Source organism: Paenibacillus vortex V453, assembly GCF_000193415.1.
Taxonomy (GTDB): domain Bacteria; phylum Bacillota; class Bacilli; order Paenibacillales; family Paenibacillaceae; genus Paenibacillus_AQ; species Paenibacillus_AQ glucanolyticus.
Window position 1 is genome coordinate 33045 of sequence record NZ_ADHJ01000054.1, and the last position, 26060, is coordinate 59104.

At 48.4% G+C, this 26060-nt stretch carries 27 protein-coding genes and 1 other annotated feature; of the genes, 2 read left to right on the top strand and 25 right to left on the bottom strand.

The features are described 5' to 3' along the window. Nucleotides 1–44 precede the first annotated feature (44 nt). The 19 genes from rpsG to cysE form a co-directional block, all read right to left on the bottom strand. Entirely contained in the window at nucleotides 45–515 is a 471-nt protein-coding gene (gene rpsG, locus PVOR_RS27940) for a 30S ribosomal protein S7 (protein WP_006212929.1), read from the bottom strand. Nucleotides 516–567: 52 nt separating this feature from the next. Further along, on the bottom strand, nucleotides 568–987 hold the full coding sequence (rpsL, locus tag PVOR_RS27945; protein WP_006212930.1) for a 30S ribosomal protein S12: 420 nt from the start codon (nucleotides 985–987) through the stop codon (nucleotides 568–570). 139 nt (nucleotides 988–1126) lie between these two features. Next, on the bottom strand, nucleotides 1127–1378 hold the full coding sequence (locus PVOR_RS27950; protein WP_006212931.1) for a ribosomal L7Ae/L30e/S12e/Gadd45 family protein: 252 nt from the start codon (nucleotides 1376–1378) through the stop codon (nucleotides 1127–1129). 169 nt (nucleotides 1379–1547) lie between these two features. Continuing rightward, nucleotides 1548–5162 (bottom strand): DNA-directed RNA polymerase subunit beta', encoded by a 3615-nt coding sequence (rpoC, locus tag PVOR_RS27955; protein ID WP_006212932.1) that lies wholly within the window; start codon nucleotides 5160–5162, stop codon nucleotides 1548–1550. A 94-nt stretch (nucleotides 5163–5256) separates the two neighbouring features. Next, the gene (rpoB, locus tag PVOR_RS27960) at nucleotides 5257–8802 is read right to left on the bottom strand and encodes a DNA-directed RNA polymerase subunit beta (RefSeq protein ID WP_006212933.1); all 3546 of its coding nucleotides are present in this window, start codon (nucleotides 8800–8802) and stop codon (nucleotides 5257–5259) included. A gap of 349 nt (nucleotides 8803–9151) precedes the next feature. Then, nucleotides 9152–9757, bottom strand: coding sequence for a class I SAM-dependent methyltransferase (locus PVOR_RS27965; RefSeq protein WP_006212934.1), 606 nt, complete (start codon nucleotides 9755–9757; stop codon nucleotides 9152–9154). A 183-nt stretch (nucleotides 9758–9940) separates the two neighbouring features. Next, a complete protein-coding gene (gene rplL / locus PVOR_RS27970; protein WP_006212935.1) occupies nucleotides 9941–10303 on the bottom strand; it encodes a 50S ribosomal protein L7/L12 in 363 nt (120 codons plus the stop codon). A gap of 68 nt (nucleotides 10304–10371) precedes the next feature. After that, nucleotides 10372–10875, bottom strand: a complete 504-nt coding sequence (gene rplJ / locus PVOR_RS27975) for a 50S ribosomal protein L10 (RefSeq protein WP_006212936.1) — start codon at nucleotides 10873–10875, stop codon at nucleotides 10372–10374. 58 nt (nucleotides 10876–10933) lie between these two features. Beyond that, nucleotides 10934–11091: a sequence feature (ribosomal protein L10 leader region), on the bottom strand. A gap of 69 nt (nucleotides 11092–11160) precedes the next feature. Then, a complete protein-coding gene (rplA, locus tag PVOR_RS27980) occupies nucleotides 11161–11853 on the bottom strand; it encodes a 50S ribosomal protein L1 (RefSeq protein WP_006212937.1) in 693 nt (230 codons plus the stop codon). A gap of 80 nt (nucleotides 11854–11933) precedes the next feature. Then, nucleotides 11934–12359, bottom strand: coding sequence for a 50S ribosomal protein L11 (gene rplK, locus PVOR_RS27985; RefSeq protein ID WP_006212938.1), 426 nt, complete (start codon nucleotides 12357–12359; stop codon nucleotides 11934–11936). 71 nt (nucleotides 12360–12430) lie between these two features. Further along, complete coding sequence (gene nusG, locus PVOR_RS27990) at nucleotides 12431–12964, bottom strand: transcription termination/antitermination protein NusG (protein ID WP_006212939.1); 534 nt, start codon at nucleotides 12962–12964, stop codon at nucleotides 12431–12433. Nucleotides 12965–12985: 21 nt separating this feature from the next. Beyond that, nucleotides 12986–13177 carry a preprotein translocase subunit SecE gene (gene secE, locus PVOR_RS27995; RefSeq protein WP_006212940.1) on the bottom strand — a complete coding sequence of 64 codons (192 nt, stop codon included), beginning with the start codon at nucleotides 13175–13177 and terminating at the stop codon, nucleotides 12986–12988. Between the two features lie 24 nt (nucleotides 13178–13201). Further along, nucleotides 13202–13351 carry a 50S ribosomal protein L33 gene (gene rpmG, locus PVOR_RS29980; RefSeq protein ID WP_006212941.1) on the bottom strand — a complete coding sequence of 50 codons (150 nt, stop codon included), beginning with the start codon at nucleotides 13349–13351 and terminating at the stop codon, nucleotides 13202–13204. A gap of 560 nt (nucleotides 13352–13911) precedes the next feature. Continuing rightward, nucleotides 13912–14556 (bottom strand): RNA polymerase sporulation sigma factor SigH, encoded by a 645-nt coding sequence (sigH, locus tag PVOR_RS28000; RefSeq protein WP_006212942.1) that lies wholly within the window; start codon nucleotides 14554–14556, stop codon nucleotides 13912–13914. 205 nt (nucleotides 14557–14761) lie between these two features. Continuing rightward, the gene (locus PVOR_RS28005) at nucleotides 14762–15280 is read right to left on the bottom strand and encodes an NYN domain-containing protein (RefSeq protein ID WP_006212943.1); all 519 of its coding nucleotides are present in this window, start codon (nucleotides 15278–15280) and stop codon (nucleotides 14762–14764) included. 5 nt (nucleotides 15281–15285) lie between these two features. After that, a complete protein-coding gene (gene rlmB, locus PVOR_RS28010; protein WP_006212944.1) occupies nucleotides 15286–16038 on the bottom strand; it encodes a 23S rRNA (guanosine(2251)-2'-O)-methyltransferase RlmB in 753 nt (250 codons plus the stop codon). A gap of 89 nt (nucleotides 16039–16127) precedes the next feature. Next, nucleotides 16128–16571, bottom strand: a complete 444-nt coding sequence (locus tag PVOR_RS28015) for a Mini-ribonuclease 3 (protein WP_006212945.1) — start codon at nucleotides 16569–16571, stop codon at nucleotides 16128–16130. Further along, nucleotides 16568–17974, bottom strand: coding sequence for a cysteine--tRNA ligase (cysS, locus tag PVOR_RS28020; protein WP_006212946.1), 1407 nt, complete (start codon nucleotides 17972–17974; stop codon nucleotides 16568–16570). The genes PVOR_RS28015 and cysS overlap by 4 nt, the downstream gene beginning before the upstream one ends. Before the next feature lie 74 nt (nucleotides 17975–18048). Further along, complete coding sequence (gene cysE, locus PVOR_RS28025; protein WP_036638418.1) at nucleotides 18049–18738, bottom strand: serine O-acetyltransferase; 690 nt, start codon at nucleotides 18736–18738, stop codon at nucleotides 18049–18051. Nucleotides 18739–18919: 181 nt separating this feature from the next. Between cysE and PVOR_RS30880 the strand changes: the two genes are divergently transcribed. Continuing rightward, entirely contained in the window at nucleotides 18920–19144 is a 225-nt protein-coding gene (locus PVOR_RS30880; protein ID WP_148246398.1) for a hypothetical protein, read from the top strand. 286 nt (nucleotides 19145–19430) lie between these two features. On the opposite strand, the gene gltX is transcribed toward PVOR_RS30880, so the two are convergent. From gltX to PVOR_RS28045, 4 genes are all read right to left on the bottom strand, one after another. Beyond that, nucleotides 19431–20894, bottom strand: a complete 1464-nt coding sequence (gltX, locus tag PVOR_RS28030; RefSeq protein ID WP_006212948.1) for a glutamate--tRNA ligase — start codon at nucleotides 20892–20894, stop codon at nucleotides 19431–19433. 81 nt (nucleotides 20895–20975) lie between these two features. Then, a complete protein-coding gene (gene ispF / locus PVOR_RS28035) occupies nucleotides 20976–21464 on the bottom strand; it encodes a 2-C-methyl-D-erythritol 2,4-cyclodiphosphate synthase (protein ID WP_006212949.1) in 489 nt (162 codons plus the stop codon). Beyond that, nucleotides 21461–22159, bottom strand: coding sequence for a 2-C-methyl-D-erythritol 4-phosphate cytidylyltransferase (ispD, locus tag PVOR_RS28040; RefSeq protein ID WP_006212950.1), 699 nt, complete (start codon nucleotides 22157–22159; stop codon nucleotides 21461–21463). Before ispD ends, ispF begins: the two co-directional genes overlap by 4 nt. 74 nt (nucleotides 22160–22233) lie before the next feature. Next, the gene (locus tag PVOR_RS28045; protein WP_006212951.1) at nucleotides 22234–23322 is read right to left on the bottom strand and encodes a PIN/TRAM domain-containing protein; all 1089 of its coding nucleotides are present in this window, start codon (nucleotides 23320–23322) and stop codon (nucleotides 22234–22236) included. 342 nt (nucleotides 23323–23664) lie between these two features. Between PVOR_RS28045 and PVOR_RS28050 the strand changes: the two genes are divergently transcribed. Beyond that, nucleotides 23665–24060 (top strand): hypothetical protein, encoded by a 396-nt coding sequence (locus tag PVOR_RS28050; RefSeq protein ID WP_036638413.1) that lies wholly within the window; start codon nucleotides 23665–23667, stop codon nucleotides 24058–24060. A 132-nt stretch (nucleotides 24061–24192) separates the two neighbouring features. Here PVOR_RS28050 and pssA read toward each other — a convergent pair whose 3' ends face one another. Both pssA and disA read right to left on the bottom strand, forming a co-directional pair. Beyond that, nucleotides 24193–24930 (bottom strand): CDP-diacylglycerol--serine O-phosphatidyltransferase, encoded by a 738-nt coding sequence (pssA, locus tag PVOR_RS28055; RefSeq protein WP_006212953.1) that lies wholly within the window; start codon nucleotides 24928–24930, stop codon nucleotides 24193–24195. A 50-nt stretch (nucleotides 24931–24980) separates the two neighbouring features. After that, nucleotides 24981–26057 (bottom strand): DNA integrity scanning diadenylate cyclase DisA, encoded by a 1077-nt coding sequence (disA, locus tag PVOR_RS28060; protein ID WP_006212954.1) that lies wholly within the window; start codon nucleotides 26055–26057, stop codon nucleotides 24981–24983. Between the last annotated feature and the right edge of the window lie 3 nt (nucleotides 26058–26060).

A 26060-nucleotide genomic window follows, 5' to 3' on the forward strand; every position in this document is an offset into this window, starting at 1 on the left:
ATAGTCTCCCTTCAAAATTTGAAGTATAAAATAGTTGCCGAATCCTACCAGCGGTAGTGAGCAAACGCTTTGTTCGCTTCAGCCATTTTGTGTGTATCTTCGCGTTTCTTAACAGAAGCACCTGTGTTGTTGGAAGCATCGATGATCTCTGCCGCCAAACGCTCTTCCATTGTTTTCTCACCGCGGTTGCGGGAGTAGTTTACGAGCCAACGTAATCCAAGGGATGTACGTCTCTCTGGTTTAACTTCGATAGGAACCTGGTAGTTAGCACCGCCGACACGACGAGCTTTAACTTCCAATACTGGCATGATATTTTTGATAGCTGCTTCAAACACTTCCATCGGATCATTACCAGTACGTTCCTTGATGATGTTGAATGAATTGTAAAGGATGCTTTGAGCAACACCTCTTTTACCATCCAACATGATGCGGTTGATCAGACGAGTTACCAGCTTGCTGTTGTACACTGGATCTGGAAGCACGTCTCTTTTGGTTACTGGACCTTTGCGTGGCATGGATATCCCCCTTTCTTCAGTCGTGAGTCATGTTAGAAAACATGAACATCAATTAGCTTTTTGCTTTAGGACGCTTCGTGCCGTATTTGGAACGAGCTTGCATCCGGTTGTTTACACCAGCGGTATCAAGTGCGCCGCGAACGATATGGTAACGTACACCCGGAAGGTCTTTTACCCGTCCACCGCGAACCAATACAACACTGTGCTCTTGCAAGTTGTGTCCGATACCCGGAATGTAAGCTGTCACCTCAATGCGGTTCGTCAAGCGAACACGAGCATATTTACGAAGTGCGGAGTTCGGTTTTTTCGGCGTCATTGTGCCTACACGAGTGCATACACCGCGTTTTTGCGGAGCGCTCAAGTCGGTCTCCTCACGTTTCAAAGCGTTAAAACCTTTTTGAAGAGCTGGAGATTTCGATTTGTAAACTTTGGCTTGACGGCCCTTGCGAACCAGTTGGTTAATTGTTGGCATGCTAGCCACCCCCTTCCCGTATTTATCATCCTATTACAAACCCGTTTAAGTCCACAGACCCAGGCGGTTCATAAAAGAACAAATGAAAAGTTTTTGCCGAGAGAAGTAACGCCTTCTCCAACAAAAACGATTTCTCAAATCATGATTTCAAGACAGCTACCATAGCTGCACCGACTTCAATACCGCATGCTTCTCCAAGCTCTATCATCGTGGGCACATAATTTATATGTACTCCATTCTTATCACACTCGGATACGACTTTTGAAATCAAACGCTGGTCGCAATCTTCAGCTACATAAACCTCTGCAGCCAGACCGGATTCAACGGCCTTCATCGTTTGTTTGGTGCCAATCTTGATGTGTGCATCCTGTAATCCTTTATCATTAGACACAGTCATTCCTCCAAAAGAACAGGGAACAAAGAAACTATTCACGCACCTTTGCTATATTAGCATCTGCCCTAAGCGATGTCAAGCTATTAAATCAGAAAAAAAGAAACTTAGGGACGGGAGAGAGTTCAGCATTCAACATGCCGTTTCCTCCCGTCACCCGACTTTCTTCTTAATCTATAGAAGCCGTTTCGAGCTCCTGACTTTCGTCATTCACGTCGTTCTGTCCCGCAAACTTCACACTGCGATAACGGTTCATACCCGTTCCCGCAGGGATCAGCTTACCAATGATAACATTCTCTTTCAGGCCAAGGAGTTGATCGACTTTACCTTTAATGGCAGCATCAGTCAACACGCGAGTCGTCTCCTGGAAGGAGGCCGCTGACAAGAACGAATCTGTTTCAAGGGAAGCTTTCGTAATCCCGAGAAGAACCGGTTTAGCAACTGCTGGTTCTTTTCCAGACAGAATAGCGTCTTTATTGGCTGTCTCGTATTCATGCATATCCACGAAGGAGCCTGGCAGCAGATTGGTATCGCCCGCATCAACGATACGGAATTTACGCAGCATCTGTCTGATCATTACTTCAACGTGTTTATCGTTAATTTCTACACCCTGGTTACGGTATACGCGTTGTACTTCCTGAAGGATGTAGTTCTGCACACCACGGATACCTTTGATGCGAAGCATTTCCTTCGGATCAATGGAACCATCCGTCAGTTCATCCCCGGCTTCGATGTGCTTGCCTTCGCTTACGCGCAGACGGGAGCCATAGGTAACCGCGTAAACTTTCGTTTCGGCTTCACCTTGAATTTCAATTTCACGACGGTCTTTCGTTTCGCGGATCTCTTTAACCACACCGTCGATCTCACTAATGGTCGCTTGACCTTTAGGATTACGGGCTTCAAAGAGCTCTTGGATACGCGGAAGACCTTGCGTGATATCGTCTCCGGCAACACCGCCTGTGTGGAATGTACGCATCGTAAGCTGTGTTCCCGGCTCACCGATGGATTGAGCTGCGATGATACCAACCGCTTCACCAATCTCAACATGCTTACCAGTAGCCAGGTTACGACCATAACATTTTTTGCAGACGCCATAACGTGCACGGCAGCTCAAGATGGAACGAATTTGAAGTTTTTCAACACCAGCTGCCACGATCTCTTCAGCTTTGTCGGAATCAATCAATTCGTTGCGATTTACGATAATCTCTTTGGTTTCCGGATGACGAACGGTTTCAAATGCGTAACGTCCTTCAATACGGTCATAGAGATCCTCAATAACTTCCTTGCCGTCCTGGATACGGCTAACGGTGAAGCCTTTGTCCGTGCTGCACTCATCTTCGCGAACGATAACATCCTGGGCCACGTCAACAAGTCGACGAGTCAAGTAACCGGAGTCAGCGGTACGAAGCGCTGTATCGGCAAGACCTTTACGTGCACCGTGAGTGGACAGGAAGTACTCGAGTACCGTCAGACCTTCACGGAAGTTCGATTTGATTGGGAGTTCGATGATACGACCGGACGGGTTCGCCATCAGACCCCGCATACCACCAAGCTGGGTGATCTGCGATTTGTTACCCCGTGCCTTGGAGTCCACCATGAGCATAATGGAGTTAAAGCGATCCATTGATTTCATGAGTACTTCCGTAATGTCATCCTTGGTCTTGGACCATATGTCGATAACACGGTCATAGCGTTCTTCATTCGTAATCAAGCCGCGACGATATTGGTTTGTTACTACTTTAACCTTCTCATCGGACTCTTTCAGAATTTCATTCTTCTCGTCAGGTACAATAACGTCAGAAACCGCAACGGTTACGCCTGCACGAGTAGAGTAGGTGAAACCGATCTGCTTGATTTTATCCAAAATCACAGAGGTTTCGGTTGTATGGTACGTTTCGAAACAGCGTGCAATGATGGAACCCAGATATTCCTTGCCTACAGCTCCGCTGATCGGCAATTCCTGAATTACTTTTTGAATATCTGCACCCTTCTCGTATACGAAATACTTCTCAGGCGTACCATGCAGCAGGTTCGTACGAGTCGCTTCATTAATGTATGGGAAGCTGGCAGGGAAAATCTCGTTAAAGATAATCCGGCCAATCGTCGTAACCAAAATAGCATTCTGCTGTTCTTCGGTAAAGTTGGTTTTGCCAAGCGCTTTAACCGGAATCGCTACGCGTGCATGCAGTCCTGCTGCTTCACGCTGATATGCGGATACCGCTTCGTTCACGCTGCCCAGAATCATACCGGTACCTTTCTCTTCCTTGTTATCCATCGTGAGATAGAAGGAACCGAGTACCATATCCTGAGATGGCGTAACAACCGGTTTGCCGTCTTTCGGGTTCAGAATGTTACCCGATGCCAGCATCAAGAGCCGTGCTTCAGCTTGAGCTTCAGCAGACAAAGGAACGTGAACCGCCATTTGGTCACCGTCAAAGTCAGCGTTATAAGCTGTACATACGAGTGGGTGAAGACGGATGGCATGACCTTCAACAAGGATCGGTTCAAATGCTTGAATACCGAGTCTGTGAAGCGTCGGTGCACGGTTCAGAAGAACCGGATGCTCTTTAATGACTTCTTCGAGCACATCCCATACTTCTGGACTTACGCGTTCTACTTTGCGTTTAGCGCTCTTGATATTATGTGCAAGGCCTTTGTTGACCAATTCCTTCATAACGAACGGCTTGAAGAGCTCAAGTGCCATTTTCTTAGGCAGACCGCACTGGTACATTTTCAGGTAAGGACCTACAACGATAACGGAACGACCAGAGTAGTCAACCCGTTTACCGAGCAAGTTCTGACGGAAACGTCCTTGTTTACCTTTCAGCATGTGGCTGAGAGATTTAAGCGGACGGTTACCAGGACCTGTTACTGGACGGCCGCGACGACCGTTATCGATCAGAGCATCGACAGCTTCCTGCAGCATGCGTTTCTCGTTCTGTACGATAATATCCGGCGCGCCGAGATCCAGCAGTCTTTTCAGACGGTTGTTCCGGTTAATAACGCGACGGTACAGATCGTTCAAGTCGGAGGTCGCAAAGCGTCCACCATCCAGTTGAACCATCGGACGAAGCTCCGGTGGAATGACCGGCAGCACATCCATGATCATCCACTCCGGATTGTTGCCGGAGTTACGGAACGCCTCAATAACTTCCAGGCGTTTGATCGCCCGGTTGCGGCGCTGACCTTGTGCTGTACGCAATTCTTCCTTCAGGAACTCCAACTCTTTATCAACGTCGATGTCTTGAAGAAGCTTCTTGACAGCTTCCGCACCCATGCCTGCCTGGAACCCGTAGCCATACTTCTCACGATAGCTGCGATATTCCTTCTCGGACAGCAGTTGTTTCTTCTCCAGCGGCGTATCTCCTGGATCTGTTACAACATAAGATGCGAAATAAATGATCTCCTCAAGAGATCTTGGGGACATATCCAAAGCCAGACCCATGCGGCTAGGAATCCCTTTGAAATACCAAATGTGCGATACAGGAGCCGCAAGCTCGATATGGCCCATCCGTTCACGACGGACTTTGGCGCGCGTAACTTCAACGCCACAGCGATCACAGACTACTCCTTTATAACGGACACGCTTATACTTACCGCAATGACATTCCCAGTCCTTCTGCGGGCCAAAAATCCGCTCACAGAACAGGCCTTCTTTCTCCGGCTTCAATGTACGGTAGTTAATCGTTTCCGGCTTCTTCACCTCTCCGCGAGACCAAGAGCGAATTTTTTCCGGTGAAGCAAGACCGATTTTCATGTACTCAAAATTGTTAACGTCCAACAAGGAGCAACCCTCCTCAACCTAGTCCTATTTATGTGCTATACGACCATAACACCACCGCCGACTTATAAAGCCGACGGGGGTGAATGATTGACCGTTATTCCACTCCGACTTCAGTGCCTTCCAAGTTAAGGCTCAGTTTATCACCTTGAGCATCGTCTTCGTCATCGAGTTCTTTCATCTCGATTTCCTCTTCATTCTCGCTCAGGATTTTGACATCCATACCGAGAGACTGAAGCTCTTTTATCAATACCTTGAACGACTCAGGAACACCCGGCTCCGGAACGTTCTCGCCCTTGACGATGGATTCGTAGGTTTTCACCCGGCCAACCACGTCATCAGACTTAACGGTAAGAATTTCTTGCAGTGTATAAGCGGCACCGTAAGCTTCAAGTGCCCACACTTCCATCTCACCAAAGCGCTGTCCACCAAACTGAGCTTTACCACCCAGCGGCTGCTGCGTAACGAGTGAGTATGGTCCCGTAGAACGGGCGTGAATTTTATCGTCAACCATGTGCGCAAGTTTGATCATATGCATGACGCCGACGGTAACTTCACGTTCAAAACGCTCACCCGTCCGGCCATCGTACAATACGGTCTTACCGTTACGCTGCATACCTGCTTCTTCCATCGTATCAAACACGTCGTACTCGCTTGCACCGTCAAATACCGGTGAAGCCACGTGAATGCCGAGCTGGAGTGCAGCCATACCCAAGTGAACCTCGAGCACCTGACCGATATTCATCCGTGATGGTACCCCCAGTGGGTTCAGTACGACTTGAACCGGCGTGCCATCCGGCAGGAACGGCATATCTTCCTCAGGCAAAATACGGGCAACGACACCTTTGTTACCGTGACGTCCGGCCATTTTGTCACCTTCCGAGATTTTACGCTTCTGCGCGATGTAGACACGAACCAATTGGTTCACGCCCGGCGGCAATTCGTCGCCGTTCTCACGTGTAAATACCTTCACATCTACGATGATACCGTCACTACCGTGAGGAACACGCAGCGAGGTATCACGCACTTCGCGAGCCTTCTCGCCGAAGATCGCATGCAGGAGACGCTCTTCTGCCGTCAGTTCAGTTACGCCCTTAGGCGTTACTTTACCAACGAGAATGTCTCCGGCGCTGATTTCGGCACCGATGCGGATGATACCGCGCTCATCGAGGTTCTTCAGTGCTTCTTCCCCAACGTTCGGAATATCACGCGTAATTTCCTCTGGTCCAAGCTTCGTATCACGAGCTTCGGATTCATACTCCTCGATATGGATCGAAGTGTACACGTCCTCTTTGACAAGCTTCTCGGAGAGAAGAATCGCATCCTCGTAGTTGTAACCTTCCCAAGTCATGAACGCAACGACCACGTTGCGGCCCAGTGCCAATTCACCCATCTCCGTGGATGGACCGTCTGCGAGGATGTCACCTTTTTTGATAACTTCCCCACGTTTCACGATTGGACGCTGGTTGATGCATGTTCCTTGGTTCGAACGCATAAATTTGTGTAATTTATGTTTAACGATATCGCCTTTGACTTCTTGTCCGTCCACATTCTCTACGCGGCGGAGCCAGATCTCATTAGCAGATGAACGTTCAATAATCCCGTCATATTTGGATACAATACATACACCGGAGTCTTTAGCAGACTTGTGCTCCATTCCAGTTCCGACAAGCGGCGCCTTCGGAATAAGGAGTGGTACAGCCTGCCGCTGCATGTTGGATCCCATCAGCGCGCGGTTGGAGTCATCGTTCTCAAGGAACGGAATGAGCGCCGTTGCTACCGATACAACCTGCTTAGGCGAAACGTCCATGTAGTCTACACGATCGCTTGGCATAGGAAGGATATTATCGGATTGCTTGTTATAACGAACGATTACCATTTCATCAGTAAAGGTACCATCTTCGTTAAGCTCGGCATTCGCCTGGGCAACGATGTAGTTATCCTCTTCGTCTGCAGTCAGATAATCGATTTGTTCCGTTACTTTGCCGGTCTTCGGATCAACCCAACGATACGGGGCTTCAATGAAGCCATATTCGTTGATGCGTGCGAATGTGGACAAGGAGTTGATCAAACCGATGTTTGGTCCCTCCGGTGTCTCAATCGGACACATACGGCCATAGTGACTGTGGTGAACGTCCCGTACTTCAAAGCCTGCGCGCTCACGCGTCAGACCGCCTGGTCCGAGTGCAGACAAACGACGTTTATGCGTCAATTCCGCAAGCGGGTTTGTCTGATCCATGAACTGGGACAGCTGGGAGCTACCAAAGAACTCTTTAATTGATGCGATAACTGGACGAATGTTGATTAACGCTTGTGGCGTAATGACATTTGCGTCCTGAATCGACATTCTCTCACGAACAACACGTTCCATCCGGGACAAACCGATACGGAACTGGTTCTGAAGCAATTCGCCTACGGAACGCAGACGACGGTTACCCAGGTGGTCAATATCATCTGTATTACCGATTCCATGCAGCAAGTTGATGAAATAACTGATGGAAGAAATGATATCAGCCTGAGTAATATGCTTCACGGATTTATCAATGTTTGCGTTCGCGATGACTTTCACAACTTTTGCATCCTCAGTAGGAGAGAACACATCGATTGTTTGCAGCGGGATATCCTCGCTGTCCATCACACCGCCAGCAACATGATAATTCTTAAAGCCAACACTCTTCTCCAAGTAAGGCATAATCTCGTCCAAAAGACGACGGTCTACGGTTTGACCAGCTTCAGCAACGATCTCACCTGTATCCGTGTCTATCAAACTCTCTGCCAAACGTTGATTAAAGAGACGGTTCTTAATATGAAGTTTCTTGTTGATCTTGTAGCGGCCAACGTTAGCCAGATCATAACGCTTTGGATCAAAGAAACGAGCAACGAGAAGGCTCTTCGCGTTCTCCAGTGTTGGCGGCTCGCCCGGACGAAGGCGTTCATAAATTTCGATGAGCGCTTTTTCCGTAGAGTCCGTGTTGTCTTTATCCAGCGTGTTTTGAATATATTCATCATTGCCCAGAAGATCCAGAATCTCGGCATCTGTACCAAAACCAAGTGCACGTAAAAGCACCGTTACAGGGATTTTACGGGTGCGGTCGATCCGGACATAAATAATGTCCTTCGCGTCCATCTCCAGTTCCAGCCAAGCGCCGCGGTTAGGGATAACTGTTGCAGTATACGTCGTCTTACCGTTTTTATCCACTTTTGTGCTGAAATAGACGCTGGGAGAGCGAACCAACTGGCTGACAATAACCCGTTCGGCACCATTGATAATGAATGTTCCGGTTTCCGTCATTAACGGGAAGTCTCCCATGAACACTTCCTGCTCCTTGACCTCTCCGGTCTCCTTGTTAATGAGCCGGACTTTCACGCGGAGCGGCGCCGCATAAGTAACGTCGCGTTCTTTCGCGTCATCGACGGTGTATTTCGGTTCTCCAAGGCTGTAGTCAATGAACTCTAGTACCAAATTACCTGTGAAATCCTGAATCGGCGAGATGTCCTGGAACATTTCGCGGAGTCCTTCCTCCAAAAACCATTCATAAGATTTTTGTTGGATTTCAATCAGGTTCGGAACTTCGAGTACCTCGTTAATACGAGCATAACTTCGCCGAGTGCGTCGACCATATTGAACAAGATGTCCTGCCAACTTAAACTCACCCCTCATGTCTACTCACTTTAAAAATATTTCATTGCGAACCTCTGTTTGTAACACTATAATGGTACATACAGAGGACAATCCATAAATAGAGAAAAGCCCTTATCGAATACCTTTTCGAAAAAAGAGCAGCTTATCCATGGTTATGATAATCATCTCATATCCTGTAGATTTGCCCAAAACGTACATATTATACGTCAATATGACGGACTTTATGCATCTTTCCACACATTAAGTCTTGACATTTCAGCAAACTAAAGACAAAGAGACCATCCTAATACTGACATTTTATAATAATACCATACCAGCATACCCAAGTCAACAGCCTAGTTAAACTATTTCAAGAAGATTTGGTCGCTTTAAATATCCGGTACCCTTTATCCTTCGTTACTTCTTCTACCTGGTGAAACAAACTCTCCAGTTTAGCTTTTGCCGAAGGTGCACCTTGCTTCTTCTGAATTACAACCCACAGCTGCCCACCCTCACGCAAATGACTCAACGACTCTTCAAATATAGCATGCACTGTTTCTTTCCCGGCACGTATAGGCGGATTGGTCAGAATCACATCGAACTGCTGATCCTTAACCACGGCAAATAAGTCGCTCTCCAGGATCGTTACATTCGAGATTCCGTTACGCCTCGCGTTCTCTTTAGCCAATTCGACAGCTCGGCTATTAATGTCAATCATTGTCACATGACCATCCACGACCATCTTTGCCGCCGTTAGACCGATCGGACCATAACCGCAACCCACATCCAGAACGGAGGCATTCTGTTGAAATTCCATTGCATCTATCAAAACTTTGCTGCCAAAATCCACGCCGCTCTTTGAGAATACACCCGCATCACTAATGAAATTGAACGTCTGTCCTCTCAGCTCTGTCTTTAACTCTTTGCGGTCATGAGCAATGTCTGGCTGATTCGAGTAATAATGTTGATTCGGCATCATTTCCTCCGTATTGAACCAAAGTTTACCCGCCTGGACTTATGGTCCATAGGGGCTCCATTATCCCAGTATAACCGTTCTCACTGAAATCAGTACGCGCAAGAATTCTCCGCCACAATAACAAACCCCTTGAACAAATATTCAAGGGGTTTGTTTCTTGCTGACGATAATCTGGAGAAGTTATTACTTAACTTCTACGGATGCGCCTGCTTCTTCCAATTTAGCTTTAACAGCTTCAGCTTCTTCTTTAGCTACTTTTTCTTTCAAAGCTTTTGGTGCGTTGTCAACCAGTTCTTTTGCTTCTTTCAAGCCAAGACCTGTGATTTCACGAACCACTTTGATTACGTTGATTTTGGACGCGCCTGCGCTAGTCAGGATTACGTCAAATTCGGATTGCTCAGCAGCTTCAGCTGCACCAGCGCCACCAACAACAGCTACTGGAGCTGCAGCAGTTACACCAAATTCTTCTTCGATTGCTTTTACAAGATCGTTCAGTTCCAGAACGGACATGCCTTTGATTGCTTCCAAGATTTGCTCTTTGCTCATTTAAGTTGAACCTCCATTTATTATTAAGATTTTATAGTTGTTGTTACACAGCTCGGAAAAAACAAAACTTATGCGCCTTGTTCTTCCTTCTCTGCAACTGCTTTAACTGCAAGCGCGAAGTTGCGCACTGGAGCTTGAAGCACGCTGAGGAGCATGGAGAGGAGACCTTCGCGGGACGGAAGTTCTGCCAGAGCTTTGATTTCGCTTTCTCCGATTACACGACCTTCTACTACTGCGCCTTTCAATTTCAACGCGTCGTTTTTCTTAGCAAAATCGTTAAGAACTTTTGCTGGAGCGACAGCGTCATTGGTGCCAAATGCAACAGCTGTAGGACCAGTCAGGACTTCGTCCAGCTCAGTCAAATCTGCAGCTGCAGTCGCACGGCGAAGCAGCGTGTTTTTCAGTACTTGGAACTCGACGCCAGCTTCACGAAGCTGTTTACGAAGTTCAGTTACTTGTGCAACGTTCAATCCACGATAGTCAGCAACTACTGTCGATACGCTTTCGCGCAGCTTAGCAGCAACTACATCAACCGCTTCTTGTTTCGCTTGAATCACTTTTGCGTTTGCCAATGATTACACCTCCTGGTTGTATTAGTAGCGTAAGAGCACCAGGCTCTCCGCTCTTCCTACGGGCACTAAAAAAGCCTCCGTAGAATTACGAAGGCCTGATGAATCATCATTTGGCCGGATAACCGGACAAATTGTTGACGTTCTATCATAACACCTCGGTAGGAAATTAAGCCTGCTTAGGGCACCTACTGTCTACGGTAAGCATATTCAACTTTAAAGGTCAGTCTCGAAGACTCACAACTGTTACATAATATCAAATATCACTAACCGAAGTCAATGGTAATATTATTTGTAAGTCGTTGTGTTCACGCGAGCGCTAGGTCCCATAGTCGAGGAAACAGCAATACCTTTCAGGTATACACCTTTAGCAGCAGCTGGTTTCGCACGATTCAATGCATCGATGAGAGCTTTGAGGTTCTCATTCAATTGAGCTGCATCGAAAGACACTTTGCCAATTGGAGCGTGGATTTGACCTGCTTTGTCCAGACGGTACTCGATTTTACCGGCTTTGATTTCTTGAACAGCCTTAGCAACATCGAACGTAACCGTACCAGCTTTAGGGTTAGGCATCAGGCCTTTACCACCGAGCAGACGGCCAAGTTTACCGACTTCACTCATCATATCAGGTGTCGCTACGCAGACATCGAACTCGAACCAGCCTTGTTGAATTTTGTTGATCATGTCTTGATCGCCAACAAAATCAGCGCCAGCCGCTTCCGCTTCTTTCGCTTTGTCACCTTTCGCAAATACCAGAACGCGTTGTGTTTTACCTGTGCCGTGAGGCAAGACAACAACACCACGAACAGCCTGGTCTTGTTTACGTGGGTCTACACCCAAACGTACAGCCGCTTCAACAGTTTCGTCGAATTTGGCAGTTGCAGCCTTCTTCACAAGCTCTACAGCTTCCAAAGGCTCGTAAGTTGCTTCGCTGTCAATCAGCTTCGCAGCTTCAACGTATTTCTTACCGTGTTTAGCCATGTTTGTTTTCCTCCTTTGTGGTGTTAGCGGAAATTCCTCCCACATAATCCGAACCTAGTCCGGTTTCAATCGAGAGACCATTAGTCTTCGATTGTGATACCCATACTACGGGCAGTACCTTCCACCATCTTCATTGCAGCTTCAACAGATGCAGCGTTCAGGTCAGGCATTTTTTGCTCAGCGATTTGACGCACAGCGTCACGCTTAACCGTTGCAACTTTCTTCTTGTTAGGCTCGCCAGATCCTTTTTCGATCTTAGCAGCTACGCGAAGCAGTACAGCAGCCGGTGGAGTTTTCGTGATGAACGTAAAGGAACGATCCTCAAACACCGAAATTTCAACCGGAATGATCAGACCAGCTTGATCAGCAGTACGAGCGTTGAATTCTTTACAGAATGCCATGATGTTGACACCCGCTTGACCCAATGCTGGACCTACTGGAGGAGCCGGATTCGCTTTACCTGCAGGAATTTGCAGTTTCACAATCTTGATAACTTTCTTAGCCATGGTTGACACCTCCTTGCATCAATAGTGGTAGCGGACGCCATAATACGCCCTCCCACAAGAAACCTGAAGAATTAAATCTTCTCCACTTGAGTATAATCCAACTCCAGCGGGGTTTCCCGTCCAAACATGTTGACGTGAACTTTCAACTTGCTCTTTTCAGCCAAAATCTCTTCCACGGAGCCCACGAAATTCGCAAAAGGACCAACCTTGATACGAACGGATTCCTTGATGTCGAATTCGATCTTCGGTTTCGGCTCTTCCATGCCCATATGCTTCAGAATCTGTTCAACTTCTTCTGGAAGCAAAGGCGTCGGTTTAGAACCGGACCCTGTCGAACCAACAAAACCGGTCACTCCTGGTGTATTGCGGACAACATACCAAGAATCATCGGTCTGAATCATTTCGACCAAGACATATCCCGGGTAAACTTTACGCATGACGGTTTTTTTCTTGCCGTCTTTGTTTACAATTTCTTCTTCCATCGGAACAAGAACGCGGAATATTTTGTCCTCCATGCCCATAGACTCGACACGTTTTTCCAAATTGGCTTTGACTTTATTCTCATACCCAGAATAGGTATGAACTACGTACCATCTTTTTTCCATATCAAGCCACCTGGGACCCTTCTAAATTATCGCTTCGATCACAGCGGAAATACCGATGTCTACAACCCAAAAATAAATCGTGACAAACACAATGGTGCCGAGAACAATTAAAGTATAGTTCGTCAGTTCTTTACGATTGGGCCAGCGAACTTTTTTAAGTTCCGCCCAGCTTTCAGAGAAAAAGGAAAACAGAGACTTGAAACCACGTTTCACGCCGACTACACCTCCAAAAGAAAACTATCTGGTTTCGCGATGAGGAGTTTGCTCGTTACAGAACTTGCAAAATTTCTTCATCTCCATGCGGTCGGGGTGATTTCGCTTGTTTTTGGTGGTTGTGTAGTTTCTTTGTTTGCAGCTTGTACAAGCCAAAGTGATAATTACCCGCATGATGTGCACCTCCCGAAGACGTCCTTCTTTTCAGAAGAATCGATATTGATCCTAGTAGAAACAACCTTGTTCTCATCGAAACTCGGTTATTTCTGCGAGATGAATAAAACCGTTGTTCCAAAAACTGTAACAACGATCCATTCATAAAACACGCGAATTTAGGCCTACCTAAAACACTTTATCACAAGGGTAGCGCCATTTCAAGCCTTTTTCTCTCTGATTGCGGGCTGCAATTAATGCCATTGCCAGCTAAGCCAGGGAATAGGTCCCCGGTTTATTGTAAACATCTCACTGTAAAAAACTGTGGCGTTTCACAGTCTTTGTCCATTCTGCACAGCATTTATTCTATATCCAGTATGTTCAATCTTCTAACAGATGAAACACCAAATATTACACATTTTGCAGAATGAAGATCTTTGACATTATCATAACATGATATCACCCGTCAAAAGACTAATGGCTGCAGAGTATACGGAGATTCCCAGCTGGCCATCATGAATACTGTAATACAATTAAAAAAAGGCTCTACTTGAGCCTTCTGCTTCTTATCCGACGTTGTTTCAGTTATCCCTGACCTCCAAATAGCGTTCAAGCTTTCGCTTTACCCGCTGGAGGGCATTGTCAATCGATTTCACATGACGCCTTAAATCCACCGCAATCTCTTGATAGGATCGACCGTCCAGATAAAGCATCAGGACTTTCCGTTCCAGATCGCTTAAGATCTCTGACATCTTGTCTTCCAGGCCGACAAACTCCTCTTGATTGATGATTAGTTCCTCCGGATCGCTTACCGCTGTGCCGCAAATGACATCCAGCAGCGTACGGTCGGAGTCCTCATCGTAAATAGGCTTGTCCAATGAGACATACGAATTGAGCGGAATATGCTTCTGTCTCGTAGCGGTCTTAATAGCCGTAATAATCTGTCTGGTAATGCAGAGCTCGGCAAAGGCCTTGAACGAGGACAGCTTATCCCCTTTAAAATCACGAATTGCCTTGTACAGCCCGATCATGCCTTCCTGGACAATATCTTCCCGGTCAGCACCAATCAGAAAATAAGAACGGGCTTTAGCACGTACAAAATTCCGGTATTTATTGATCAAATACTCCAGCGCCCCGCTGTCACCCTCACGGACCGCCTCGACAATGTCTTCATCGCTTATCACATCATACCCTGACAACATGACTTCCTTGAGGTCCACACTCAATAGAATCCCTCCGGCCCGGAACGCACGGTAGCCCGTCACTCGCTTGAAATATATGACAAGTATATATGATGTCTACTAGACCGTCAACCACGTTCTAGCCAATATAGGCCGATAATAACATTTAATGTAAACTATTTCGTAGATTCATATACTCTTCCATTCTTCAGACGAGCCTGCATTTTCGTCCCCATTGTGTAAAACAGTCCTATTCCCTTCGCCAGCGCTCAAACATCTGTCTCACATCCGGCGGCAGATTCCCGTCAAGTGTATTCCTGCTCTTGGTCTGCTCCTTCGTAATTTTCTGCTTCACTTCGCGCTCACTCTGCTCCACTTCATTCAGCAGCTCACGGGCAGATAACCGAAGCGCTCCCCGGGCAAAAATGACATGCTGCTCAATCAGATCACTGGTCGCCACATAAATTTTACGCCGGCGGTGGCTAAACTCTCCAACAAGCCGTTCAATGCACTCATCGGCCGTTTCCTTCTCTTTCGTAAAAAACACCTGTACCTTACCCTGGATGTATGATTTCCCAAGGCCCGGAACCCGGTAAGCATCAAAAATCGCCACGATTCTGAGGCCTGAATACGCTTGATATTCCGCTAATTTCTCAAGCAGCACATCCCGGGCTTCCTGCATGCTGCTATTGGCGAGTTCCGCAAGAAAAGGCCAGCCGCCGATCATGTTGTAGCCATCGACCAGCAGCACATCCCGCCAATCGGCCATCATTGCTAACCCTGAAGGCGGCGACGGCGAAGAACTTCGTACATAACGACACCTGCGGCAACCGAAGCGTTAAGCGAATTGATCTTTCCAGCCATCGGCAGCTTCACAAGCACATCGCATTTTTCGCGGATCAGACGCCCCATTCCTTTACTTTCATTCCCGATTACGATTGCGACCGGTCCGTCAAATACTTCAGTATCGTACAATTCCTGAACAGCATCAACCACGGTGCCAACCACCCAGACACCCATTTCTTTCAGCTGGTCAATCGTCTGACCCAGATTGGTCACCCTGGCTACAGGTACGTATTCTACCGCACCAGCCGATGTTTTGGATACGGTGGCCGTCACCTGAGCGGATCGGCGCTTAGGCAGTACAACGCCGTGAGCCCCCGTGCAGTCTGCCGTTCTCAAAATCGAGCCCAGGTTATGAGGATCCTCGATTTCATCGAGAAGCAGCAGGAAAGGCGGTTCCCCTTTTTCCTCCGCAACCTTGAGCAGATCCTCCACTTCCACATAAGCATAAGGGGCCGCTTGGGCAACCACGCCCTGATGCTGAACCCCCGGAACCATCTGATCCAGCTTGCGCTTGTCTACGTGCTGAATGACAATGCCCAGTTTTTTGGCTTCCGCAATAATGGGCAGCGTCAAATGCTTCTGCGCATTCTCGGCAATCCATATTTTATTGATCGTACGTCCTGATTTGAGCGCTTCCGTTACGGAATGCTTACCAGCCACTACTTCCTCTTCTTGCAACATATATGTCTCCTCCTGCATATCAGCCAGCTGCCCAATTTCGGGAAATACCGGCTGTATCGTTTCATTGCTGGTATCTGATGTCTTTCGATCTATTTAGCAGACCCCTCGATAAACTCTATGCTCTTTCCAATGAGCTCACGCAGACGGTCTTGCTCTCCCGTATAATATAAATACCCAACAAGCGTCTCAAATGCCGTTGCATGCCGATATTCCAGCACATCGGCATTTTTCGGTATGCTGCCCGATTTGGCATTGCGTCCCTGCCGGACCACATCGCGCTCCTCCTCCGTCAGCTCCGGATCAAGAAATGCCAATATCCGGCTCTGAGCTTTCGCCGACACGAATCCTGTCGCTGTGCGGTGCAGGTGATGAGGCCGAAGATTCGCCTTCGATATCAAGAACTGCCGGACAGCCACCTCGTAAATGGCATCTCCGATGTAGGCAAGCACGATCGGCGGAATCAGACGTGCCGGCTTCGACGGCGGAAAGTCAAACCAACCGGCTGCGGGGTCATGAAACTCGGCCCCGCTCATTTACGCCGCCAGCGCATGCCTTGCGCCGTATCTTCTAGCACGATGCCTTCGTCCGCCAGCTTGTCGCGAATTTCATCGGCTCTCGCCCAGTTTTTATTTTTCCGGGCTTCAATACGTTCAGCAATCAAGGCTTCAATCTCCTCGTCCAGCAAATCGCCCGTACCGGTATTGACAATGCGAAGAACGCCGTTCATTTCGTTGAAAGCACGCAGCACTTCATGTAGGTCGGCTGCAGGAATCGAAGCTTCCTTCAGCAGCTGATTCGCCTCGCTAGCCCACTGGAACATCGCTGTGATTGCATCCGGCGTATTGAAATCATCTTGCATTTTTTGATGAAATTCGCCAAGAACCGCAGATATTTTACCCGCAACCTCCTGGCTCACTTCGTCGTCTTTGGAACCGATGGCCGTGCTCAAGCGATGTTCAATATTAGCTGCCGCATTAGCCAGACGCTCTACGCTGTTCTGTGCCTGGTCCATCACTTCATCGCTATAATTCAGCGGGTTTCGGTAATGGGTAGACAGCATGAAATAACGCACAGCTTCCTTCGTATATTGTTCGCGAAGCTCCTTAACCAATACGCCATTACCCAGCGACTTCGACATTTTTTCGTTATTGATACGGATATATCCATTATGCATCCAATAGTTCGCGAGCGGTTTACCCGTCAATGCCTCGGACTGCGCAACTTCGCATTCATGATGCGGGAACTGCAAATCCTGCCCACCGCCATGAATATCCAGCGTATCCCCAAGATAACGGCGTGCCATCGCCGAGCACTCAATATGCCAGCCTGGACGACCGTCTCCCCATGGGCTGCTCCAGTAGATTTCTCCCGGCTTGGCTGCTTTCCATAGAACAAAATCCTCGGGGTTTTCTTTCCGCTTATCGACCTCAATCCGAATACCGAACTGCAGCTCATCCAGATTTTGCTGGGACAACTTGCCGTAATCATCAAACTTGCGAGTGCGATAGAATACGTCTCCCCCGTTCTCATACGCAAAATCGCGATCCACAAGCTCCTGGATAAATTCGATTATATTCTCCATATTGTCCGTTACCCGCGGATTTAACGTGGCTCTCGGTATGCCAAGACCGTCCAAATCCTCGTAATACGCCTGGATAAACTTATCCGCTACCTCCGGAACGGTGGTGCCGGTCTGTTCGGCTTTGCGGATCATTTTGTCATCTACGTCCGTAAAGTTCACCACATAACTCACGTCATTGCCCTGATTCTCGAAGTAAGCGCGAACCACGTCGAAAAAAATCATCGGGCGCGCATTCCCAATATGGATATAATCGTACACGGTAGGACCACACACATAGATCTTGACCTTCCCAGATTCCTGAGCGACAAACGTTTCTTTCATACGGGTTAGCGTGTTATAGATTTGCAGTGCCATATTATATCATCCCAGTCCTTTCATTCCATCACTTATTGTTCCTTCACGTACATTGCTGCTTATTCCAAAAAAACTCATTCCTCTTTGACCGACGAGATTACGGCCTCGGAGACCCTGGTTTTGTTGTTATTCTGTTTGCCCTCATTCAATTCCGCCCGAAGCTGATCGATCTCCATCTGCATCGAACGCAGTGTATCCACAATCGGATCCGGAAGATTGGTGTGATCGAGCCGGTCACGCACACGCTCACCATTCTGCTTCACGACTTTACCCGGATTGCCCACAACGGTGCTGTTCGGCGGAACCGGTCGTAATACGACTGCATTGGAACCAATATTACAGTTATCTCCAATCGTAAAGGAACCTAGCACTTTCGCTCCTGATCCGATGACCACATTGTTGCCGATGGTCGGATGACGCTTGCCCTTTTCCTTCCCGGTGCCGCCGAGGGTAACCCCTTGATAGATCACCACGTCATCCCCGATCTCGCAGGTCTCTCCGATGACAACCCCCATGCCATGGTCTATAAACAGTCTATTCCCGATGCGGGCTCCCGGGTGAATCTCGATCCCTGTCATGAACCGGCTGATCTGAGATATGATCCGGGCCAGCGTATACCATCGCCGCTTGAATAATGCATGAGCTACCCGATGAGACCACAAGGCGTGAAGTCCCGAGTAGGTGAATACCACTTCAAAAAGTCCCCGGGCAGCCGGGTCATTCTCGAACACTGTCCGAATATCCGATTTCATCTGTTTAAACATGAACGCTCCCTCTTTCCCCTCTTCCAATCGCGCATGCAACTTGCTCTCCATCGTTATTCCTGAAAATAAAAAACGCCCCTGCAGCTTATCGCTGCAGAGGCGCTAGACCGCGGTTCCACTCTGCTTAGAACCGGCACAAGCATCCTCCCTTCGTCCGGGACGGATTCTACCGATTCACTTCATGTCATTAACGGCAGACGACCGGCATGATCTAACGATTGTGTTCGCTTCAACCATGCAGCTCACAGGTGCATTTCCGCTGCAGGCAACGGGACAACTCTCAGCCGGCAGATTCAAGTGGTCCTTGTCTTCTGCCGATTGTCCTCTCTGGAACGTGCCTGTTTTACGCGTACTTCTCCTGATCGTAGCTTTTATACGTTTATCTTTGTTGATCAATGCTTCATAAATGACCGCGTTGCTCACTAGTGACGCTGCGCTGACGGATCGTGCTTCCGATCGCTGCTGTTTTCAGATTTCTTGAACGTAAATCTACATAGTTGAAATCCGAAAACAAAGGCGAACGCTTCGCTTCTACAACACGATTCCGTCCTCTCCGCTACTTCCCTGTATGAGTAAATGCCCCATTTAATAAAACCCTAGATCAAAGAATATTTCACTTATAGTTTGGTGTAATTATAACTGATGAGATACAGGCTGACAAGGAACGTTTATCAAGAATGCCGTACCCTGGGTTATGCGCCCTTGATTTGGGAGCGCAGCCGGTCAAGCACACGATCCTTGCCAAGAAGCCAGATCGTCTGGTTCAGATCGCGGCCATGGGTTTGTCCAGTCAGAGCAACGCGGATCGGCATGAAGAGCTGCTTGCCCTTAAATCCCGTCTCCTTCTGTACTTCCTTAATCAGAGCAGCAATCTTCGCAGCGTTAAACTCATCGGATTGCTCGATCTTCGCAAGGAATGCGGACAATACGGCAGGCACCTGCTCGCCGCCCATCACTTCGATGCCCTCTGCATCGAGCTCCAGATGCGTCCGGAAGAACACTTCCGACAGATCCACGATGTCTGAGGCCGCGTTCATCTGCTCCTGATACAGCGCCACGAGCGCGCGTGCCCATTCCTCCTGCTCGGAGTTAAGCTCGAACGGCAAGCGGCTCGCTTTCTGCAGATGCGGAATGGCCAAATCAGCAATCCGATCAGGATCCGCATTCTTGATGTAGGTGTTGTTCATATGAGCCAACTTGTTGGTGTCGAATACCGCAGGGCTCTTGGACAACCGATGCTCATCAAAGATCGAGATCAACTGCTCTTGCGAGTATACTTCCTCTTCCCCTTCCGGAGACCAGCCGAGCAGCGAGATGAAGTTAAACAGTGCTTCAGGCAAATAGCCGAGCTGATCGTACTGCTCAATGAATTGAATGATCGATTCGTTACGCTTGCTCAGCTTCTTGTGATCGTCGCCCACAATCAGGGTCATATGCCCGAATTGCGGCGGCTCCCAGCCGAAGGCTTCATAGATCATCAACTGACGCGGCGTGTTGGAGATATGATCCTCTCCGCGGAGCACGTGACTGATCTTCATCAGGTGATCGTCGAGTGCTACCGCGAAATTGTAGGTAGGAATGCCATCCTTTTTGACAATGACGAAGTCGCCCGTCTCTTTGCTGTTAAAAGAAATCGTACCCTTCACCATATCATCGAAGGTGTAGATACGTTCCTCTGGAACGCGAAAACGAATGCTTGCTACACGCCCTTCAGCCTCAAGCGCCTGACGCTGCTCTTCCGTCAAATCCCGGTGTTTTCCAGAGTAACGAGGCGTTTCCCCACGAGCCATCTGCTCTTCCCGCTCCTGCTCAAGTTCTTCCTCTGTGCAGTAGCAGCGGTAAGCTAGCCCACGATCCAAAAGGTCCTGCCAATATTCCTTATAAATATCAAGACGTTCGGTTTGGCGATACGGTCCGTACTCGCCTCCGACATCCACGCTTTCATCCCAATCCATGCCCAGCCACTTCAAATATTTCAACTGACTTTGCTCTCCGCCTTCTACGTTGCGCTTTACGTCTGTATCCTCGATGCGAATAATAAATTTCCCGTTATTCTTGCGGGCGAATAAATAATTGAATAATGCCGTTCTGGCATTGCCGATATGTAAATGTCCCGTTGGACTCGGTGCATAACGCACGCGGACTTCTCCGGTCATTGTAACCCCTCCGCTTCCCTATTTCTTCAAAGATTTCCTTCAGGCATTCGTTCCATATCTGCTCTGATTTGAACGCGTCCTTTAAGAGGATAGCATACCTTTCACAAGGCAGACAACCGATTGTGCCGCGATTCCCTCACCCCTGCCGGTAAACCCGAGCTGCTCGGTTGTGGTGGCCTTCACATTTACCTGATCCACCTCAGCATCCAGCGCTTTGGCGATCACTTCCGCCATTTGTGGGATGTAAGGTGCCATCTTCGGCTTCTGGGCAATAATCGTGGAATCGATATTTCCCAGCGTATAACCGCGCTCTTTGGCCATGGCCCATACCTGCTCCAAAAGCTTCAGGCTGTCCGCGTCTTTAAAAGCCGGATCATTATCGGGAAAATGGCGCCCAATGTCGCCAAGCCCAAGCGCTCCCAAAATCGCGTCCGTCACCGCATGCAGCAGTACGTCTGCGTCGGAGTGTCCCAGCAGCCCTTTCTCATAAGGAATGGTGACCCCCCCGATAATACACGGTCTTCCTTCCACCAGTTGATGCACGTCAAACCCCTGTCCTACTCGAATCATTCCTTGTCCTCTCCCTTGCGTTTCTGTAAATAAGCCGCATACTCCAGATCCTCCGGTGTGGTGATCTTGATATTGCTGTATTTCCCCTCTACCACGATGACCGAATGTCCTGCACGCTCCATCAGCATGGCGTCGTCGGTCCCTGTAAACCCTTCCTTGGCTGCAGCCTCATGGGCTGACAGCAGGTCGGAAAGACGAAAAGCCTGTGGGGTCTGGACGGCCCACAGACTTTGACGGTCCGGGGTACCTGTTATCAGCCCCTGACCGTTCACCTGCTTAATCGTATCCTTCACAGGCACCCCAAGTACCGAGGCGCCTTCACGGATTGCCGCATCGCGGCAGGATTCAATTTCCTCTAGTGTTACAAACGGCCTGACGCCGTCATGTATCATTACCCACTCTGACGAGATTTGCTTGATACCTTGGTATACCGATTGCTGCCTCTCGCTACCGCCAGGAATTACAGCGGACACCTTGTCCAGTCCGTACTCATGAACCCAGGATTGGCAGCGCGAAACATCCTCCGGTCCCGTAACAAGCACGATCTCCTGCAGCCAGGGTATCCGGCTGAATACTTCCAGTGTATGAACGATGATGGGCTTTCCACCCAGTGCCAGGTATTGCTTGCTCTCCCGGGTTCCCATTCTCGTTCCCTTACCCGCCGCCACAATAACGGCGCCGAAGTCGTTCAACATGCACAAAACTCCTGTCTTCACCCTTCACGTCAGACTGACGGAGAACGGATATGTATATCCCCATCATACCCCGTTTACTGGGCTTTTTCCAACAGTTTCGGTTTAGCGAAGATCATCCGGCCCGCTGAGGTTTGCAGTACACTGGTGACAAGCACTTCCATCATTGTGCCGATATACTCACGTCCGCCTTCCACAACGATCATCGTGCCATCATCCAAATAAGCAACGCCTTGACCATGCTCCTTGCCGTCCTTGATAATCTGGACCAGAATTTCCTCCCCGGGCAGAACCACCGGCTTGACTGCATTGGCCAAATCATTTATGTTCAGCACCGACACGCCCTGCAGCTCACAAACCTTATTCAAGTTGAAATCATTCGTGACTACTTTGCCCTGAAGCACCTTGGCGAGCTTAACCAGCTTGCTGTCGACTTCGGATATCTCCTCAAAGTCGCCTTCATAAATGAGCACCTTTACATCCAGCTCTTTCTGGATTTTGTTCAAAATATCAAGTCCACGCCGGCCGCGGTTGCGTTTAAGAAGGTCCGAGGAATCCGCAATATGCTGAAGCTCCTCCAGAACAAACTCAGGAATCACAATGGTCCCTTCGATAAATCCGGTTTTGCATATATCTGCGATTCTCCCGTCGATGATGACACTTGTATCCAATATCTTGTGCTCCTCAACGCGTCTTCCTTCCGGCTCAGGGGCTTGGCTCCACTTGCCCGACATCCATAAGGAAGCCAGTTCATCCTTCTTCTCCAGTCCAATCCGCAGTCCGATGTACCCGCCGAGCAGTGTAATCCCGACCTGCAGCAGCTGCCCAGCTTCTCCTAGCAGGGACAACCCGGGTGAGAGCAATAGGGACAACAGTAAGCCGCCCAGCAATCCAGCCGTTCCAGCGGCCAGTTCATTCATCGGAATCCGGGAGAACGAGGAGATCAGGCTGTGCAGCCATCTCGATACCCGATCAGCCGAAAGAACACCGATCATGCCAAACAATAATCCACCAAGCACCGCGAAGGCTCCGCTTCCCGCTGCCAGTATTCCTTGTCCAAAAATAGGCGAGAGCCCTGGAAAAGACCGTTCCATTGTATGATATAACGTATACCCGCCCCACGCACCGCATAATACCGTAAATGCTAAAATAGCTTTTTTTAACATGAGCTTCCGCACACCTCCTTTTTATACCTGAATATCGTTGCTTCTATTTTCCAGTATGGTCCAATTTATAAAGTCGTAATCGTGCCAGGTCATCTTTTTTTAAGAAAAACTTCCGCTGTATGCGATCTAACTTCCCTGAAAGTGCCTCGTTTAATATTTTTATTGATGGAGTTTTCACCTCACCTGTTGTACGGTCCAGCCTACCCCCGTCAGGCTTTGATGTATGCTAACACCAACCTCACAATTGGAATTGACTGCCTTCGGGCACCTGAAATTGGTTGAAATCGGCTGAAGTAGTGGAATATAATGAACTCAATTCATAATATCGAGGTGGATGTATAAATGAGTGCTCCCAGTCTACAGGCTTTTCAGGATCAAGTTTCCGAATTGTTGCTCCGTCACCGCAGTCTCTTGGATGTTCTGTCTAAAAATGGTCAAAGCAATGCTTCTGTCAACCGTGCCGTCACCAAAGCCATCACAGAGTGCGGATGCATCGAGCTTCATGCCACGAAGCAAAGCTTCGATATCGGCTCTGATCTCGAATCGGCCCGGGAATTGGCAGGCACCCACGTCGAAGGTCATCTGTGCGAGAACTGCCGTGAAGCGGTGAGCTCCGAGCTTGGCCGCAACATATTTTATATGTCTGCCCTTGCGAATCTTCTGGACATCCAGCTGGATGAGGTTGTTGTTAAGGAGTCTCAGAAATGTTCCACATTGGGTCTGTTTAACCTGTCGTAAAGCCGTTGGCATTCCAAACGGTTATGGCGGCAAGGTCATACATGGATACAAAAAAAGCATTTATCTCGCTGCCTAAGCAGGGAAATAAATGCTTTTTATTTTGGGTTTATGTCAGCCCGTGAGTTATGCTGCTTATCGGTCAGAGGACTGATAAGCCTCATCCGATTTGTGGTCATCCTTCTTGCGTCGTCGGTTTTTGCGAGTCAATCTGCGGAAATTCTGCTGCAAACCATACCCTGCATATAGTACCAAGGGTACGAATATGAGCATGGAGGTTTGTTCCGGAAAGAACACGGCAACCATGACTGCACCTACGATAACAAAGGGTGTAAATTTAATTGCTGTTTTCGGAATGCCAATCTTCTTGAAGTTCGGGTACTTGACTGCGCTAACCATGAGATAGGAAAGAAGTAAAATGGCAAATATCATATAAGGAGCTGTAATCTCTTCATGGAATAAAGCCAGTGTTGCAAGCACGCCTCCCGCTGCGGGGATTGGCAGGCCGATAAAATATCCCGGTATTCCTGGACGAACGTTGAACCGTGCAAGCCGTAATGCGCCGCACATCGGAAATATCGCGGTTACTGTCCAAGCCAGAGCTGTATTGATATCCGTAAACGCTACGGTATACATGATAAGTGCTGGAGCTACGCCAAAGGAAATTACATCTGATAATGAGTCAAGTTCTTTACCGAATTCACTCTGGGCATTCAATGCTCGAGCTACCCGACCGTCCAGTCCGTCAAGGAGCATGGCAATGATAATCATAATGGCGGCCATACTCGTTCGACCTTCTGTCGCCAAGATGATACCAATCATTCCGAGAAACAGATTACCTAAAGTAAACATGTTCGGAATTGATTTCGTCATTTTTATATTCACCTCGTTAATTGTACGTTCGAACATCGATTGTAGGGCTTTTAGATTTGTCTGTCAATGAATACTTGTTCCTGCAATCTTTTCAAGCCCTCTTTTATGGTGCGTGCACGTACTTCACCAATCCCGTCCACTTCATCAAGCTCGTGAATCGATGCCGACATAATGCTGGATAAGTCATGGAACTGATCCACCAAATTGCGAATGATCACGTTCGGAAGGCGTGGGATTTTGTTCAAAATGCGGTAACCGCGCGGCAGGATCTCTTCTTCGGAAGCAGCGGCAGAAGCCGGGTATCCCAAAAGCCTCACAATATGGTGAATGTCCAGCAGCTCCTCATCCGTCGAACGCTTGAGCGCCAGTATGATCTCGCGGATTTTCTCCTCGCTGTACTCCCGGGCGTAGTCTGCATATAGCAGCCAAGCCTCTTCCTCCATATTGCTCACAAGCTCATCCATCTGCATGCTAATCAAACGCCCTTCGTTGCCGAGCTCGTTAATATAACGCTTGATTTCCTTCTTGATGCGAAGCACCATCTCCACGCGCTGGATGACATTAACAACTTCCGGAATGGTCACCAGCTCTTCAAATTCGGAGGCAGAGAGGTTCGTGAGCGATTGATTAAGCACCACTCTGTATCGCTCCAATGTCTGTATCGCTTGATTGGCTTTGGTTAATATTACGCCGATTTCCTTCAGCGCATACCTCAAAGATCCTTGGTACAGCGTAATAATGTTACGGCGCTGGGAAATGGACACCACCAGCTTACCCGTCTGTTTCGCTACCCGCTCTGCCGTTCTGTGCCGTATCCCTGTCTCGATGGAAGAGATCGAGGAATCAGGGATCAGCTGGGTATTGGCATACAAAATCCGTTTCAGGTCTTCGCTTAAGATGATGGCGCCATCCATCTTGGCCAGCTCGTATAAATAGTTTGGCGAAAAATCGCAGTTTATGGAGAAGCCGCCGTCGACAACTTCCATTACTTCCGGGCTGTAACCCACAACGATCAGGGCGCCCGTCTTTGCCCGAAGCACGTTCTCCAGCCCGTCGCGAAACGGCGTTCCCGGTGCTACCAGCTTCAGCAAATCATTCATTTTGTCCAGTTGGCTCGTTTCTTTCACCTT

Coding starts and splice junctions, on each gene's coding strand:
- rpsG (WP_006212929.1), bottom strand. CDS start 515: ATGCCACGCAAAGGTCCAGTAACCAAAAGAGACGTGCTTCCAGATCCA.
- rpsL (WP_006212930.1), bottom strand. CDS start 987: ATGCCAACAATTAACCAACTGGTTCGCAAGGGCCGTCAAGCCAAAGTT.
- PVOR_RS27965 (WP_006212934.1), bottom strand. CDS start 9,757: ATGCCGAATCAACATTATTACTCGAATCAGCCAGACATTGCTCATGAC.
- rplL (WP_006212935.1), bottom strand. CDS start 10,303: ATGAGCAAAGAGCAAATCTTGGAAGCAATCAAAGGCATGTCCGTTCTG.
- rplA (WP_006212937.1), bottom strand. CDS start 11,853: ATGGCTAAACACGGTAAGAAATACGTTGAAGCTGCGAAGCTGATTGAC.
- rplK (WP_006212938.1), bottom strand. CDS start 12,359: ATGGCTAAGAAAGTTATCAAGATTGTGAAACTGCAAATTCCTGCAGGT.
- nusG (WP_006212939.1), bottom strand. CDS start 12,964: ATGGAAAAAAGATGGTACGTAGTTCATACCTATTCTGGGTATGAGAAT.
- rpmG (WP_006212941.1), bottom strand. CDS start 13,351: ATGCGGGTAATTATCACTTTGGCTTGTACAAGCTGCAAACAAAGAAAC.
- PVOR_RS28005 (WP_006212943.1), bottom strand. CDS start 15,280: ATGGCCGATTGGCGGGATGTGCTGCTGGTCGATGGCTACAACATGATC.
- rlmB (WP_006212944.1), bottom strand. CDS start 16,038: ATGTTGCAAGAAGAGGAAGTAGTGGCTGGTAAGCATTCCGTAACGGAA.
- PVOR_RS28015 (WP_006212945.1), bottom strand. CDS start 16,571: ATGAGCGGGGCCGAGTTTCATGACCCCGCAGCCGGTTGGTTTGACTTT.
- cysS (WP_006212946.1), bottom strand. CDS start 17,974: ATGGCACTGCAAATCTATAACACGCTAACCCGTATGAAAGAAACGTTT.
- cysE (WP_036638418.1), bottom strand. CDS start 18,738: ATGTTTAAACAGATGAAATCGGATATTCGGACAGTGTTCGAGAATGAC.
- PVOR_RS30880 (WP_148246398.1), top strand. CDS start 18,920: ATGTCATTAACGGCAGACGACCGGCATGATCTAACGATTGTGTTCGCT.
- gltX (WP_006212948.1), bottom strand. CDS start 20,894: ATGACCGGAGAAGTCCGCGTGCGTTATGCACCGAGTCCAACGGGACAT.
- ispF (WP_006212949.1), bottom strand. CDS start 21,464: ATGATTCGAGTAGGACAGGGGTTTGACGTGCATCAACTGGTGGAAGGA.
- ispD (WP_006212950.1), bottom strand. CDS start 22,159: ATGTTGAACGACTTCGGCGCCGTTATTGTGGCGGCGGGTAAGGGAACG.
- PVOR_RS28045 (WP_006212951.1), bottom strand. CDS start 23,322: ATGTTAAAAAAAGCTATTTTAGCATTTACGGTATTATGCGGTGCGTGG.
- PVOR_RS28050 (WP_036638413.1), top strand. CDS start 23,665: ATGAGTGCTCCCAGTCTACAGGCTTTTCAGGATCAAGTTTCCGAATTG.
- pssA (WP_006212953.1), bottom strand. CDS start 24,930: ATGACGAAATCAATTCCGAACATGTTTACTTTAGGTAATCTGTTTCTC.